Origin of the sequence: Exiguobacterium aurantiacum DSM 6208, from assembly GCF_000702585.1 — a bacterium.
In the GTDB taxonomy this organism is placed as follows: Bacteria; Bacillota; Bacilli; order Exiguobacteriales; family Exiguobacteriaceae; genus Exiguobacterium; species Exiguobacterium aurantiacum.
The window spans coordinates 2,873,423-2,888,467 of sequence record NZ_JNIQ01000001.1 but is presented as its reverse complement, the minus strand read 5'-3'; the positions used below and the strand labels follow the sequence as shown (position 1 = coordinate 2,888,467).

The window sequence follows — 15,045 nt, the reverse complement described above, 5'->3', positions numbered from 1 at the left end:
GAGACATAGGATAAGTATCACGCCGTTGTTAGACAAAATTGTCACGATTGAAAAGGAGGGGCCGCGATGCTCTCGTTTTGGATGATGGCGTTCGTCGTCGTCGGCAGTGTCGTCACGTTCGTGGTGATCATGAATCGCCATGGCGAGAAGCTAGAAGGGGACGAAGAAAGCCCGCCGATCTTATGGGCCGATGACAAGTGGTACAAAGATGACGGACCGCCGGATGGATAAGCGCGAGAAGATATGGTAAGATGACCCGGTTGTAAACTATCGGATATGAGGTGATGATGATGAACGTATTAGAACAGCAGTTGGCGCATTTGGTCGACGAGTGTCGTCCGTATACGGCTCAAGGGAAAGTGGCCGATTACATCCCTGAGCTCGCTCATGTAAAAGACGATTTACTCGGTGTGGCGATTTGCCTGCCTGACGGTTCTTACATCCATGCGGGTGACGTCCATCATAAATTCACGATTCAAAGCGTGTCCAAAGCACTTGCGCTTTGCTACGTCTTGATGGAGTTCGGGGAAGACTACGTGTTCTCAAAAGTCGGGATGGAACCGACGGGGGACGCGTTCAACTCGATTGCGAAGCTCGAGGAGACGGTCCCTTCTAAACCGCTCAACCCGATGATCAACGCCGGGGCGTTGGCTGTCACAAGCATGATTTTGGGCGACACGGCCGAGCTGAAGATTTATCAGTTCCGTCAATTTTTGGCGACGCTGTTAGGTGTGCCGGTCGAAGAAGTACGCTACAACGAAAAAGTCGCCCGCTCGGAATACGAGACGACCGACTTGAACCGGGCCTTGCTTTATTTCATGCGTCACCATGGCATTGTTGAAGGAGACGTCGATGAGATTATCGATGTGTACACGAAACAGTGCGCCATTGAGGTCGACTGTTTCGACCTGGCGCGCATCGGTCGAATCCTGTCAGGAAACGGAGAAGATCCGGTGACGGGTGACGAGTTGATCCCGCGGCGTGTCGTACGAATCGTCAAGGCGATCATGACGACGTGCGGCATGTACGACGCCTCCGGCGAATTTGCCGTTCGGGTCGGGTTGCCCGGCAAGAGTGGTGTATCAGGAGCAATCCTTGCGACCGGCAAGCACGAGCTCGGACTGAGCGATGTCGGATTTGGTATTTTTGGTCCCGCGCTCGATTCAAAAGGGAATTCGATTGCCGGGATGAAACTGCTTGAGCTACTCGTCGAACGTTACACGTCGCGTTAAAGTGAGACGGCAGCGACCGCTTCGTCGAGTTCGGTCTCAAGCTGGCGAAGCTTCGACGCATAAGCTGACTTGAGCTCGTCAGGCGGTGAAAAATCTGTCCAACGCAGCAGAAGTTGGTGATGATCGTTCATGTTGCCGAGCTCGGTCTGCAGCCGTTTCAATTTATGGACGTGATCTTTTGAGGCCGCCTCTTCGTAGTTCAATAAATATTCATGTAAATAGCGCTCGCGTTTGACGGCGAGCCGGATTTTATGAAGCGTCTCGAGCCGGTCGGCCATGTGTGACGCTTCTTTGTGAGTATCGATGCGGCGCTTCCGTTCCGATTTCGCTTTGTCGATAAAAGCCGCTGCATCTCGTTTATTGAACGCGCGCAACAGCTGTCCACCGAGAAAACGACGCACTTGCTGATCGAGCGAAGGCGTCATCTTTTCGCTCACTCGTGTCGCGAGCACCGTTCGAGCCACGGCGCGTTTTTGTTCCATGTAAGCAAGAAAGGCCTCGTCGAGCTCGTTGTCCACCTCAAACGCTTCGATGAGCACATCACCGTCGCGAACCGTACCGAGCGCTTCCATGAGCTGTTTCAGTTGTCGATATGTGGACGGTTTCGTCTCGTACAGCTGCATGAACGTCAACAGCTTCCGTAAATGGACGCGCGCCTGATGGACGTCCTCGCTATTTTGAAACGTGAGCGCTTCGGTTATATAATGGTTGAACGTGTTCCATGTTTCGAGCAGTTCATATTTTAGCTTTTCCGCATTCCGTTGATTCATTCGATTGTTTCCTTTCTGAAATGAGATGAGGGTTGTCCATGTACCAAACACATACGCTTCAAGAAAAAATCAAATTGTTCTTCACCATCTTCTTCCCGATTTTGGTGACCCAAGTGTCGTTTTACTTAATCAGCTTCTTTGACACAGTCATGTCCGGCCGCGCAGGAGCGGTCGACTTGGCCGGTGTCGGTGTCGGTTCGAGTTTGTGGATGCCGGTCTACACGGGACTGAGCGGGATTTTGCTCGCCGTCGCGCCGATTGTCGCACAAGCGCTCGGAGCGAGAAATATCCAGCAGATTCAACGGACGTTGTTCCAAGGAATTTACTTGGCGGTCGGTCTGAGCATCGCGACCCTCATCCTTGGGGCCATCCTCGTCCCGCCCGCCGTCGATGGGATGGGGCTGAGCGAGGAAGGGAAACGCATCGCCAAAGGGTATTTGTTCGCCCTCGGTTTCGGGGTCTTGCCGATGTTTTTGTTCAACGTGCTGCGCACGCTCATGGACTCGCTCGGCAAAACCCGTGTCTCGATGCTCCTTATACTATTAGGGTTACCCATTAACGTCGGATTAAACTACATCTTCATCTTTGGAAAACTTGGCGTTCCGGCATACGGTGGCATCGGGGCAGGAATCGCCTCGGCGATCACGTACTGGCTCCTCTTTTTCATGGCGCTCGCGTTCGTCCGGAGCGGCAAACCGTTCTTGGAATATCGTTTTCTTCGCTCGTTTGAACGCCTATTGTGGCCGAGACAGCGAGAACTGTTGAAGCTTGGGACGCCGATCGGTCTGGCCATTTTTGCCGAGGTCAGTATTTTCGCAGCTGTGACGCTGCTTCTTAGCTCGTACGGAGACAATATCGTCGCAGCCCACCAGGCGGCTATCAACTTCGCCTCGTTCGTTTACATGCTCCCGCTGTCGGCATCGAGCGCATTGACGATCGTCGTCGGTTATGAGCTCGGGGCACGCCGCCTAAAAGATGCGGTCCGCTACGCGAAAATCGGACTTGTCCTCTGTTTGGCGGTATCGATGTTTTCCGGAGCCCTTCTCTTTTGGCAAAATGAGCGTGTCGCGGCCATCTATACGAACGATGCGGCTGTCGTCGAGCTCGCCGCTCACTTCATGATTTTTGCGGTGTTCTTCCAACTGTCAGATGCGGTCGCCGCACCGATCCAAGGGATATTGCGTGGTTTCAAGGACGTGAACGTGACGCTCGTCCTGTCGCTCATCGCCTATTGGGTGATCGGGCTTCCGCTCGGCTACTTGCTCGCCGAACCGTACGGCTTCGGACCGGACGGTTATTGGATCGGGCTGATCGCCGGACTCGCTGCCGGGGCAGTGCTGTTGTTCGTCCGACTCGTGTACATCGTGCGTCGATACAAACCGGAACCGAAACCGGCCCCATAAACAATGAATGAGGGCAAGAGGCGTGATGAACGTTTCTTGCCCTCATTTTTTATTTGATGATTCAACAATAAAATTGGTATATACAACTATACTAGATATTTGTTATGATAATGGGGAAGAATAGGGATAGAAAGGTGGAGACTGATGATGGTGATCATGAATGCACGAATCGTCTCGGGAGATGAGACGTGGGAACGTGGGTATATTCGGTGGAACGGGCATACGATTGAGGCGGTCGGGCCAATGGACGATTACGTCGCGCAAGATGAGGACGTGCTCGACGTGGCGGGAGCACTCGTCACGCCAGGCATGATTGACATTCATGTGCACGGCGGTTACGACGTCGACACGATGGATGCGGACGAGGCGCGTTTGCGTCATCTCGCGACATCAATGTTCGCAGAAGGGGTCACGTCATTTCTGGCGACGACGATCACGCAATCGACATCAGAGATTGCCCGGGCGCTTGAGGCGGTCCGTCGTGTCATTGAGTCGGGCGACACGTCTGTCATCGGTATTCACCTAGAAGGCCCGTACGTCAACGTGGACAACGCTGGGGCCCAACCGGCTGAACATATCACGGACCCGGACGCCGACCAGTTCCGGCGTTTTCAAGAGCTGGCCGGGGGACACATTCGTCTCGTCACGTATGCGCCGGAACGGCCAGGGGCTCGGGAACTCGAACGTGCCATGCGGGAGACGGGGGCCATCGGGTCGACCGGGCATACGAATGCGACATACACCGAAAACAAACAAGCAGGTGTCAAACACGGGACGCACTTGTACAATCAAATGCGTGGTCTGCATCATCGGGAGCCGGGGACGGTCGGATACTGTTTGCTCGAGCGGGACGTCATGGTCGAGATCATTCCAGACGGGATCCATAGCCGCCGAGAGATGGTCGATTTTGCTTATCGCTTGAAAGGAGCTGACGGGCTTGTCGTCATCACCGACGCGATGCGGGCGAAAGGATTGCCAGACGGACGCTACGAGCTCGGGGGTCAACCGGTCATCGTCGAGGGCGGGGCAGCCCGTCTTGAAGCAGGGAATCTAGCCGGCAGCGTGTTGACGATGGACGCTGCGTTCCGTAACATGCTCGATTTCACGGGATGTACGTTAGAAGAGGCCGTGAAGATGACGTCAGGAAACCAAGCGCATGAGTTTGGGTTGATGCATAAAGGAAAAATCGCGGTCGGCTTTGATGCGGACCTCGTCGTGTGGGACGAGGCGTTATCGGTCGAGCAGACGATCCATCGGGGGCAGGTCGTATTTAAGAAGGAGGACCTCGTATGAATATATTAGTAGCCAATACACCGGAAAAAGCAGAACAGATCGCGTATACACTCATCAAAGAACGACTCTCAGGAAAGCACGACTTCGTCCTAGGACTCGCGACCGGTAGTACGCCCGTCGGCATGTATAAGATGTTCAAGGAAGACCGGCTTGACTGTCGTCATGTGACGAGCGTCAACTTAGACGAATATATCGGGCTCGCCCCGGACCATCCGCAAAGCTATCACCACTTCATGGAAGAGAAACTGTTCGACGACGTCCCGTTCAAGGAGAACCACTTGCCGCGAGGGGACGCTGACGATCCGGAAGCGGAAGCGAAACGATATGAGGCGCTCGTCCGTTCGATCGGCGTTGATCTACAACTGCTCGGCATCGGGGAGAACGGTCATATCGCTTTCAATGAGCCGGGCACGGCACTCGATGCGAAGACGCACGTGACCGAGTTGACGGAGTCGACGCGAGAAGCGAACCGGCGTTTCTTCGATTCGATCGAGGACGTCCCGACTGACGCCATCACGATGGGACTCGATACGATCATGAACGCCCGTGAAATCGTACTCGTCGCGACGGGCACACGAAAAGCAGAGGCGGTCCACCATATGATCGAGAGCGTCCCGACGATCGATTGGCCGGCCACGATTTTACAAGCGCACCCGAGTGTGACGGTCGTCCTCGACAAGGAAGCCGCGTCACAGTGCGCCGACGCATTGCAAGCACGAGGGAATGAGGCCGCGGCCCGTTTCTTCTCCATTCGATCCTAACTGCCTGCGGATTCGTATCCGCAGGTTTTTTCGTGACGTTTTGTGGGAAATTGTATGGAAATGAATTTGTCATCAAAACGTTTTCGACAAACGTTATGGATTCCTCTATAATAAGTGAAGCTCGTATCATTCGACCGTGAAGGAGAAAAAGATGAATTCTAGAACCCAGGCTCGTAGACGGCGTAAAGGCCCGTCTGCGTTTTATAAACTTTTCAGCGCTCTGTTGTTGATTGTGATTATTGCCGGCTCCAGCATGTATGGGACTGCTTTTTATAAAGCGCACAACATGCTGTCGGGAACACAAGTGACGCTTGAGGACGATCCGACGGTTGAACCAACCCGGTTCGATAAAGAAGACACCGAAAGCTTCCTCGTCCTCGGAACCGATCTCTCTCCCCAGAAGAAAGCACGCGGGGAATACGGTCGCTCTGACGTCATGATCGTCGTCATCTTGAACAAGAAAGAGAAGCAGACGACGATGCTGAGCATTCCACGCGATTCGTACGTCAATATCGACTATACAGGCTATAACATTCCGTATGGAAAAACGGGGCTCGATCAAGATAAGATCACCCATGCCTATTACTTCGGATCGATGGACGAGTCGAACCCGAACAACGGCATGCGGATGTCGACGAAAACAGTCGAAGACCTCGTCGGGATTGAAATCGATCACGTCGTCTCGCTCAACTTCCAAGGGTTCGTCGACTTTATCGACGCCGTCGGCGGAGTTGAGATTGACGTACCGTTCTCATCGAAACAGAACAGTTATGACGCGTCACGCGAAGTCGTCGAAGTCGAAGCTGGCCTACAACAGCTGAGCGGCGAAGAAGCGCTCGCCTACGTCCGTAACCGTTATGACGATCCGCGTGGAGACATCGGCCGGGGCCAACGTCAAATGGAAGTCATCAACGCCGTGCTCGAGCAATCACTCGGCACGTCGCTCCTGAACAACTATGACAAAGTGTTGAAGGCGGTCGGTGACAACATGCAGACGACGCTCGGACCGAACGACTACATGCGCTTGATTGAGGATGTCGGGGCGCTCAACAATACGGTGCAATACCAATTGACGGGTGAAGGGGCCCGGGGTAATGACGGTCATTTCTACTACTTCTTGAACGAACCGTTGCTCGACGAGGTCCGTTATCGCGTCCAACAGGCCGATGCCGGAAACGAAGTACAGGCGATGACCGAGTCAGAACTCGAATCGTATATGTATGACCCTTCAGGCATCACATATGAAGCACAATAAAAACGATTTGCCGCGTCGGCAAATCGTTTTTTTGATTACGTGCGCTCCATTGCGACCGTGAACGAGTACGAATCGCCACGGAACAGGGCACGGCTATATTCGAACATGTCGCCGCTGTCGAGATACGTCCGCTGATCGATCAAGAGCACCGGGGCACCCGGTTCGATCGTCAGCAGCTGCGCTTCCTCTGAGGCGGCACTGCGGGCTTCGAGCGTCTGGGTCGCATTTTTCAAATGGAGTCCTGCCTGCTCGGCGTATTCGTAAATCGATCCCGTCGCATCCTCCTCCGTCAAATCGGGGAGCAACGTGACCGGGATGTAGGCCGTCTCGAGCGCGAGCACTTGCTCGTCGGCGAGGCGGAGCCGCTTCATCTCGTACACCGGGGTGTCAAGGGCGACACTTAAGCGGCGCGACACTTTATACGGGGCGGGAATCGTTTGGAACGAGAGCAGACGAGTGTATGGACGCATGCCCCGATGCTTGATTTCCTCGGTGAAACTCGTAAGGCCGGAGAGCGTCATCGAGATTTTATTCGTCGCGACGAATGTGCCGCGGCCTTTTTGACGATGCAAATACCCTTCATTCACTAAGTTCTTGATGGCCTGACGGACGGTCATCCGACTGACGTCGTATTGCTCAGAGAACTCGCGCTCTGAAGGAATCAAATCGCCGGGCTGAAGAAAGCCGGCATCTATTTGTTGCTTTAAATAAGATTCGATTTGATAATAAATAGGAAGCGGGGATTGTTTATCAATCTGTAGCATCTCAATCGCTCCTGACTTAAAAAAGGATTATGTCCTATTATAGACCAAATCAAACTAGTTGTCTGAACACATTATAGAGAAAAGAGGTTCCACTTATGGGCGAATGGCAATTTGAAACGACGGTGACGGCACAACGAAAAGATGAGCGTGGGCATTGGATCGCGCTTCAAGAGACGCACTTTTATGCGGAAGGCGGCGGACAACCGGCTGACGCTGGGACGATCGCGGACGAAACGGTACAGGACGTTCAACAAGTCGACGACGTCGTGTGGCATTTGCTCGAGCGACCGCTTGAGGTCGGGACAGCAGCGACCGCTCAAGTCGACGAAGCGTCACGTCACGACCATTCCATTCAACATACGGCACAACACGTGTTGACGGCCGTGCTCGAAGACCGATATGGCATCGAGACACTCAGTTTCGGCATCGGTCCGGAAGAGTCTTCCCTCGAGATCGGAACGAATGCGTTCGACTGGTCGAGCGTCGAATCGCTCGAACGCGACGTGCAACATCTCATCTTTGAAAATCGTCCGATCACGGTGCACACGTTATTAGACGGTGAAATAGACAGAGCGAGACTACGAAAACCGACGGACCGGACCGGGATGATTCGCATCGTCGAAATCGAAGGTCTCGACTATAACGCCTGCGGTGGGACACACGTCGTTTCGACCGGACAACTCGGCACCGTCCATGTCACATCCGTCAAAAAAGTACGGGGCAACGTCCGTTTGACGTATGTGGCCGGGGCGCGGGCGCTACGAGCTGTTCAATCGTCACGCGATGCGCTCCGGCAAGTGCACCAGACGTTGTCGACGACGAACGAGACGGTCGCGGCCCGTGTCGTCGAAGAACGAAACGCCCGGATCGAGCGGGAGAAAGAAGTGAAAGCACTCGAAGCGCGAGTCGCCAAAGCGAAAGTGGCCGCGTTCTTACAAGAAGACAACTATGTCATCACTCACATCGGCAAGACTGAAGGCGAGACACTGACGACGATGATCATCGAGCGCATCGCTGCGACGGGACGCATCGCCGTCGGCGCCAATCATACGGCGCAAAAGCTCATCCTCATGCATGACGGGACACATGACATCGCCATCGGGAAGTTTTTGAAACGGACGCTCGACGACCTTGGCATCGGGCGGGGCGGTGGCAGCCATAAACAAGCGCAGGCCCGGTTCGAGTCGGTGCTCGACTTAGAGAAGGCGACGGCGGAAGTCGTGAAACGGTTGCAGGAAGGGGTCGTCTCATGTTGATCATCAAGCACGGTCAAACAAAGGCGTTGATTGAACAAGCGCGACACGTCCGGGAAGTCGTCTTCATCGAGGAGCAAGGCATCGATCCTGAACTCGAGTATGATGACCTCGATCCGGTCTGTGTCCACGTCGTCGGAACAGTGGACGACAATCCTGTGACGACGGCCCGGCTGCGACCGATCGAAGACGGCGTCGGCAAAGTCGAACGGGTCGCGACATTGAAAACGGCGCGAGGGAACGGGTATGCCCAGGAAGTCATGTTTGAGATCGAGCGCGTCGCGAACGGACAAGGCATCCATACGTTGAAACTCGGGGCCCAGCTGACGGCGCTCCCGTTCTATGAGCGACTCGGGTATGAGCCGTATGGCGATGAGTTTTTAGACGCCGACATTCCGCACCGGATGATGAAAAAGGCATGGTGATCGTTTTTAGAAATTTTCCTTTTTTCTAAAAAAAGGTTGGCAAGTCGTTTTTCATTTGTTATAACTAAAACTAACAACTGACAGATAGAGGTTGCGAATGACATGAGTAAGCTTGATCGAGACGGACGCATTCCGGATCGGGCCGAAAGGGGAAATTCGCCGAAGTCGACGTTCGCATGCGTACGAACGAAGGCTGGGGTAGTCGTGAACAACGCCTACACTGCCATGGATGAAATGCCATGGAGCGCTATCTACGGAACGATTTTTCAATCGTTTTTCAACTGCGCGTACAAGCGGCAGACCGTAGGGAGAGTGCTTCCTACCGGTCTGCCGCTTTTTCTGTTGGTGGACATCATGAAAGTGGGGAACTTGATGACAACCGTATTGAAATTTGGAGGCAGCTCCGTTGCCACAATCGAACAAATACAGGCAATTTCTGAATATTTACAAACGCGGGCCGAGGCCGGCGAGAAGCTCGTCGTCGTCGTTTCCGCGATGGGAAAGACGACCGACTCGCTCTTGTCACTCGCCAAGCAAATCACGGAACGACCGACGATTCGAGAACTCGATCGCTTGCTGGCGGTCGGGGAAGAGCAGACGATCAGCCTGCTCAGCATCGCCTTGAACTCGCGAGGCGTCGCAGCGCTGTCGCTCACCGGACAACAAGCCGGGATCGACACGATGGGCATCCATACGAAAAGTAAAATTAAGGCGATTCGAAAAGAAGTGTTGGAAGAAAAGTTGCGCACGTATGATGTCGTCATCGTCGCCGGCTTCCAAGGTGTCAATGAGTTCGGGGACGTGACGACGCTCGGTCGCGGCGGCTCCGATACGACGGCCGTCGCCTTAGCCGCCGTCCTCAGCAAACGGTGTGAGATTTACACGGACGTCGCCGGTGTGTATACGGCCGACCCACGCATTCATCCGACAGCCCGCCGCTTAGACACAGTGTCGTACGACGAGATGATGGAGATGAGCGCACTCGGTTCGAAAGTGATGGAGATGCGTAGCGTCGAACTCGCGAAAAAATATGACGTGAACATTTTTGTAGGAAAGACGCTTGCGAGCGAAGGAGGAACTTGGATCATGGATATGACACAGGCAATGGAACAAAAAGCGGTGACGAGTGTGAGCGTCGTGAAGAACGTGCTCAGCGTCTCAATTAAACATATTCCGCACTCGGTGGCAGGTGTGGCCGATATTTTCGAGAAGTTGTCACAGCGTCACGTCAATATCGATATGATCAGTCAGACGGCGTTCGACGGAGAAGTGTTCTTGTCGTTCACGTGTCCGCTTGACGAGGAAGCGTTCCTTGAAGAAGCGCTCGCCGAGTTGACGGAGACGTTCCCACAAATCAAGATTGATCGCCATACCGAACATGCGAAAATCTCAGTCGTCGGTATCGGGATGCGTGATGCGACCGGTGTCGCATCCGAGCTGTTCGCAACGTTCCGTGAGAGCGGCATTCCGTTCTACCAAGTCACGACATCTGAAATCAGCATCTCTTACACAATCAACGAACAAGACGTCGAAGCAGCAGTCGCGGCCATCGCGACGCGCTTCAAGTTATAAGGAGGACGCCACATGTATAACGTAGCTGTCGTCGGTGCGACCGGTGCCGTCGGTCAAAAGATGATTGAAGTGTTGACAGAATATGAGTTCCCGATCAACGAGTTGATGTTGTACGCATCAGCCCGTTCAGCCGGGAAGACGGTCACGGTGAATGGACAGGACGTCGTCATCCGAGAACTGTCCGATGCGATTTACGCAGACCCGATCGACATCGCCTTGTTCTCGGCAGGAGGCGGTATCAGTGAACAGTATGCGCCGCGCCTTAGCGAACAAGGTGTCATCGTCATCGACAACTCGAGCGCGTTCCGGATGCAAACGGACATCCCACTCATCGTGCCGGAAGTGAACCGGGTCGAGCTGAGCCCGGACAAGCCGCTCATCGCCAATCCGAACTGTTCGACGATCCAATCGGTCGTCGCGCTCGCCCCGCTCGCTGAAGTGTACGGATTGACACGCGTCGCCTATACGTCGTATCAAGCCGTCTCGGGTTCAGGACAAAAAGGGATTGAAGATTTAGAGCGCGGAGCACGTGGTGAGGACCCGCAGAACTATCCGTATCCGATTTATGACAACGTGTTGCCGCACATCGACGTGTTCCTCGAGAATGGCTATACGAAAGAAGAGCAGAAGATGATCGACGAGACACGCAAAATTTTGAACGCTCCACACCTTGGGGTGACGGCGACATGCGTCCGTGTTCCTGTTCGAAACAGCCACGCTGTCTCGATCACGGTCACGCTCGACCGCGAGGCGACGCTCGCTGAAGTGAAGGCCGTCCTCAGTGACGCGCCAGGTATCGTCCTCATGGACAACCCGAATGAACTCGTCTACCCGACGCCGCTCGATGCGAACGGGACCGACGAAGTGTACGTCGGACGTGTCCGTGTCGACGAGTCGCAACCGAACACGTTCCATCTTTGGTGCGTCGCCGACAACGTTCGAAAAGGCGCCGCCGCGAACGCCGTCCAAATCGCCCAGTGCATGATTGGCCAGACCGCCACAAAATAAGGAGGAGATCATATGTTCACAGGAGTCGCTACAGCACTTGCCACACCGTTCCAACAAGACGGATCGCTAAACCTTAACGCATGGGAAGCGTTGATTGAAGATCAAATCAAGGAAGGGGTGAGCGGGCTCGTCATCGGGGGGACGACCGGTGAAGGGATGACAATCACGGACGAAGAGTTCGAGACGCTCCTCACGAAAGCGATCGACATCGCGGCCGGACGCGCCGTCATCATCGCTGGCACCGGATCGAACAATACGGCGCTAAGCATCGAGAAGACGAAGCGCGCCGCAGAGCTCGGTGCCGAGATGGCGATGGTCGTCACACCGTATTACAATAAGTCGACGCAAGCCGGCCTCATCGCACACTTCACAGCGATCGCCGACGCTTCACCGATTCCGCTCATGCTCTATAACGTGCCGTCACGCACCGGAGTCGCGCTCGAACCGGCGACGGTCGGAGAACTTGCCGACCATCCACGCATCGCAGCTTTGAAAGAAGCGAGCGGGGACATCTCGGTGATGGCTCAAATGATGGCCCACTTACCGGAAGGGTTCCCAGTCTATTGCGGGAACGATGATCAAATCTTACCGTACATGGCTTGGGGAGCCCAAGGCGTCGTCTCGGTATTATCAAACGTTTATCCTGGTGCGACGGTCGCACTCGCCGAGGCACTTCTCGCCGGAGATTTAGAGACGGCGCGCAAGTGGCAAATCCGTTTGTTGCCGGTCATCGATGAGCTGTTCGCCGAAGTGAATCCGATCCCAGTCAAGGCCGCATTGAACGCACGCGGATTCGAGTTCGGCGCACCACGCCTTCCGCTCGTTCCGATGAGCGCGACGGCCGAGGCCCGGCTCTTGTCAGCAATGGAGCAATTCAATGAGGTGAGACAGTGAACTTACTCATTCATGGCTACGGGGCGATGGGGCAAATCGTGGAAGAAGTCGCCCACACGCAAAATTTGAACGTCGCGGCTATCGTCTCACCGGCGGGCGGGGAGCATCCGACGTCGCTGAAAGAAGTCGAGGCGGACATCGATGTCGTCATCGACTTCTCGAACCCGGCGCTCTTAGATGATGTGCTCGCCTACGGAAAAGCGAAGCAAGTCCCGCTCGTCATCGCGACGACCGGCTTTTCGGAAGCAGAACTCGCGAAAATCGAGGAAGCGTCAAACGAGATCCCGATCTTCCAGTCGTATAACACGTCTTACGGGATCGCACTGTTGAAACAATTGCTCGACCAGCTCGTACCGCTCACGCTCGGTTATGACATCGAAGTGATCGAAGCGCATCATCGTAAGAAAGTCGACGCGCCAAGCGGGACAGCGGAGTTGCTCGCCCGAGCCATCGAGGCGAAACGTGACGTCACACCGGTATATGACCGGACGCCACGCCGTGAAGCCCGTGAAGCGAACGAGCTCGGCATGCACTCGGTGCGTGGCGGCACGATTTTCGGTGAACACACCGTCCTCTTTGCCGGGGACGATGAAATGCTGGAACTGAAACACACGGCCCTGTCGAAACGCGTGTTCGCGAACGGGGCGCTCGCCGCGGCGGCGACGATTCTCGACCGCCCGGCCGGATTATACAATTTAACGAACCTATACGAGGAGGCTACTCATGTTACTCACAAACGCTTATGAAATCGCGCAATACATTAAAGATGCCAAGAAAGAAACGCCAGTCAAACTATACGTCAACGGCCAATTGGCCGGTCTCACAATCGAGGACGCGAAAGCGTTCGGATCAGACGAGTCGAAACTGTTCTTGACGACAGCAGAACGTGCCGCCGCATTCCTAGAAGCGAACGCAGCGGTCATCACGGACTCACACGTCGAGTTTGATCGTCGCAACAGTGCCGTGCCGATGCTCGACACGACGAAATTGAACGCACGGATCGAGCCAGGCTCGTTCATCCGGGACCACGTCCAAATCGGGAACAACGCCGTCGTCATGATGGGGGCGGTCATCAACATCGGAGCCGTCATCGGTGACGGATCGATGGTCGACATGAACGCTGTCATCGGCGCCCGCGGAACACTCGGGAAAAACGTCCACCTCGGAGCCGGCGCGGTTGTCGCAGGTGTCCTTGAGCCACCTTCAAAAGATCCGGTCATCATCGAAGACGGTGTCATGATCGGTGCGAACGCCGTCATCTTGGAAGGCGTCCGTGTCGGAGAAAACGCAGTCGTCGCGGCAGGAAGTGTCGTCACACAAGACGTACCGCCTGGCGTCGTCGTTGCTGGTACACCGGCCCGCATCATTAAGCAAAAAGATGAAAAAACTGCAGAAAAAACACAACTTGTTGATGACTTACGCTCTCTCTAACGTATAATAGACAGAAAATATCAAAAATGAATGGGAGAGTTGAACTATGGAACAGTATGGACAATGGATGTGGAAAGACGGGGCTTGGATCGAGCCGACGGATGCGAATACGAGCATCATGACGCACGCGATTCATTACGGGAGCGGGTTCTTCGAAGGAATCCGAGCCTATCACACAGAGGAAGGTCCGGCCATCTTCCGTCTCCGCGAACATTTGGAGCGCCTCGTACGCTCATGCGCCTACTATCACGTAGATTTGCCGTACACGGTCGACGAGCTCGAGCAAGCGACAATCGAATTGATTGAACGCAACGGGTTTGAAGCTTGTTACATCCGTCCATTCGTTTTCCTCGGCACACCTTGGCAGGCACTCATGCCGACTGCGGAAACAAAAGTACACGTCGCCATCTCATGCTGGCCGCTCGGTGAATATTTCAGCAAAACGGTCGGTATCCGGGCGAAAGTCGCGTCATATCGCCGCGTCTCTTCGACGATGATGCCGATGCAGGCGAAAGCGGCAGCAAACTATATGAACTCGCAGTTGCTTAAAGGCGAAGCGGTGCGCGACGGATACGATGAAGCGATCGCCCTCGACATGAACGGAAACGTCAGCGAGGCGAGCGTCGCCAACATCTTCCTCGTCAAAGGTAAAAAAATCTTCACACCGTCACTCGACTGTTCGGTGCTCGACGGCATCACGCGTCAAACGGTGATCGAACTTGCCCGTGAAGACGGGTTTGACGTGATCGAACGCCACATCGGTCGTGACGAACTATATGTAGCAGATGAAATCTTCTTGACGGGTACGGCGGCTGAAGTGACAAGTGTCATCGAAGTCGACAACATCTCGATCGGCGGTGGGGTTCAGACGGTCGCAACGAACATGCTCACACGTTACCGTGAAGCCGTGACCGGGAAAATCGAAAACCATCGCGATTGGATCACATTCGTCAAAGCAGCAGTCAAAGAATAAAGGAGTTTTTG

The 15,045-nt window shown here is 54.5% G+C and carries 16 protein-coding genes and 1 riboswitch; of the genes, 14 read left to right on the top strand and 2 right to left on the bottom strand.

The window, feature by feature from the left end; translation table 11 throughout:
- The first annotated feature begins 66 nt into the window (after window positions 1-66).
- Both P398_RS16990 and glsA read left to right on the top strand, forming a co-directional pair.
- Window positions 67-231: a hypothetical protein gene (locus P398_RS16990; RefSeq protein ID WP_167601171.1), complete on the top strand. Its 165-nt coding sequence runs from the start codon at window positions 67-69 to the stop codon at window positions 229-231.
- A gap of 59 nt (window positions 232-290) precedes the next feature.
- The gene (gene glsA, locus P398_RS0115220; protein WP_024371752.1) at window positions 291-1,232 is read left to right on the top strand and encodes a glutaminase A; all 942 of its coding nucleotides are present in this window, start codon (window positions 291-293) and stop codon (window positions 1,230-1,232) included.
- Here glsA and P398_RS0115215 read toward each other — a convergent pair.
- A complete protein-coding gene (locus P398_RS0115215) occupies window positions 1,229-2,002 on the bottom strand; it encodes a CHAD domain-containing protein (protein WP_029336050.1) in 774 nt (257 codons plus the stop codon). The two genes, glsA and P398_RS0115215, sit on opposite strands and share 4 nt — an antisense overlap.
- 38 nt (window positions 2,003-2,040) lie before the next feature.
- Here P398_RS0115215 and P398_RS0115210 point away from each other — a divergent pair, with 38 nt between their 5' ends.
- The 4 genes from P398_RS0115210 (at window position 2,041) to P398_RS0115195 (ending at window position 6,714) form a co-directional block, all read left to right on the top strand.
- A complete protein-coding gene (locus P398_RS0115210; RefSeq protein WP_029336048.1) occupies window positions 2,041-3,405 on the top strand; it encodes an MATE family efflux transporter in 1,365 nt (454 codons plus the stop codon).
- 144 nt (window positions 3,406-3,549) lie between these two features.
- The gene (gene nagA / locus P398_RS0115205) at window positions 3,550-4,698 is read left to right on the top strand and encodes an N-acetylglucosamine-6-phosphate deacetylase (protein WP_029336046.1); all 1,149 of its coding nucleotides are present in this window, start codon (window positions 3,550-3,552) and stop codon (window positions 4,696-4,698) included.
- Window positions 4,695-5,459, top strand: a complete 765-nt coding sequence (nagB, locus tag P398_RS0115200; RefSeq protein WP_024371748.1) for a glucosamine-6-phosphate deaminase — start codon at window positions 4,695-4,697, stop codon at window positions 5,457-5,459. The genes nagA and nagB overlap by 4 nt, the downstream gene beginning before the upstream one ends.
- Window positions 5,460-5,691: 232 nt before the next feature.
- Window positions 5,692-6,714 carry an LCP family protein gene (locus P398_RS0115195; protein WP_235263494.1) on the top strand — a complete coding sequence of 341 codons (1,023 nt, stop codon included), beginning with the start codon at window positions 5,692-5,694 and terminating at the stop codon, window positions 6,712-6,714.
- 35 nt (window positions 6,715-6,749) lie between these two features.
- Here P398_RS0115195 and P398_RS0115190 read toward each other — a convergent pair whose 3' ends face one another.
- Window positions 6,750-7,478, bottom strand: a complete 729-nt coding sequence (locus tag P398_RS0115190) for a GntR family transcriptional regulator (protein ID WP_029336044.1) — start codon at window positions 7,476-7,478, stop codon at window positions 6,750-6,752.
- Window positions 7,479-7,573: 95 nt separating this feature from the next.
- On the opposite strand from P398_RS0115190, the gene P398_RS0115185 reads away from it, so the two are divergent.
- From P398_RS0115185 to P398_RS0115150, 8 genes are all read left to right on the top strand, one after another.
- Window positions 7,574-8,734, top strand: a complete 1,161-nt coding sequence (locus P398_RS0115185) for an alanine--tRNA ligase-related protein (RefSeq protein ID WP_029336042.1) — start codon at window positions 7,574-7,576, stop codon at window positions 8,732-8,734.
- Window positions 8,728-9,156, top strand: a complete 429-nt coding sequence (locus P398_RS0115180) for a GNAT family N-acetyltransferase (protein ID WP_029336040.1) — start codon at window positions 8,728-8,730, stop codon at window positions 9,154-9,156. Before P398_RS0115185 ends, P398_RS0115180 begins: the two co-directional genes overlap by 7 nt.
- 77 nt (window positions 9,157-9,233) lie before the next feature.
- Window positions 9,234-9,414, top strand: a riboswitch (Lysine riboswitch).
- Window positions 9,415-9,528: 114 nt separating this feature from the next.
- On the top strand, window positions 9,529-10,728 hold the full coding sequence (locus P398_RS0115175; RefSeq protein ID WP_024371743.1) for an aspartate kinase: 1,200 nt from the start codon (window positions 9,529-9,531) through the stop codon (window positions 10,726-10,728).
- A gap of 12 nt (window positions 10,729-10,740) precedes the next feature.
- Window positions 10,741-11,736 carry an aspartate-semialdehyde dehydrogenase gene (locus P398_RS0115170; RefSeq protein WP_029336038.1) on the top strand — a complete coding sequence of 332 codons (996 nt, stop codon included), beginning with the start codon at window positions 10,741-10,743 and terminating at the stop codon, window positions 11,734-11,736.
- Window positions 11,737-11,748: 12 nt separating this feature from the next.
- A complete protein-coding gene (dapA, locus tag P398_RS0115165) occupies window positions 11,749-12,630 on the top strand; it encodes a 4-hydroxy-tetrahydrodipicolinate synthase (protein WP_029336035.1) in 882 nt (293 codons plus the stop codon).
- The gene (gene dapB, locus P398_RS0115160) at window positions 12,627-13,376 is read left to right on the top strand and encodes a 4-hydroxy-tetrahydrodipicolinate reductase (protein WP_024371740.1); all 750 of its coding nucleotides are present in this window, start codon (window positions 12,627-12,629) and stop codon (window positions 13,374-13,376) included. The genes dapA and dapB overlap by 4 nt, the downstream gene beginning before the upstream one ends.
- Window positions 13,354-14,061 (top strand): 2,3,4,5-tetrahydropyridine-2,6-dicarboxylate N-acetyltransferase, encoded by a 708-nt coding sequence (gene dapD / locus P398_RS0115155; RefSeq protein ID WP_029336034.1) that lies wholly within the window; start codon window positions 13,354-13,356, stop codon window positions 14,059-14,061. The genes dapB and dapD overlap by 23 nt, the downstream gene beginning before the upstream one ends.
- Window positions 14,062-14,107: 46 nt before the next feature.
- Window positions 14,108-15,034, top strand: coding sequence for a branched-chain amino acid transaminase (locus P398_RS0115150; RefSeq protein WP_024371738.1), 927 nt, complete (start codon window positions 14,108-14,110; stop codon window positions 15,032-15,034).
- Window positions 15,035-15,045 lie beyond the last annotated feature (11 nt).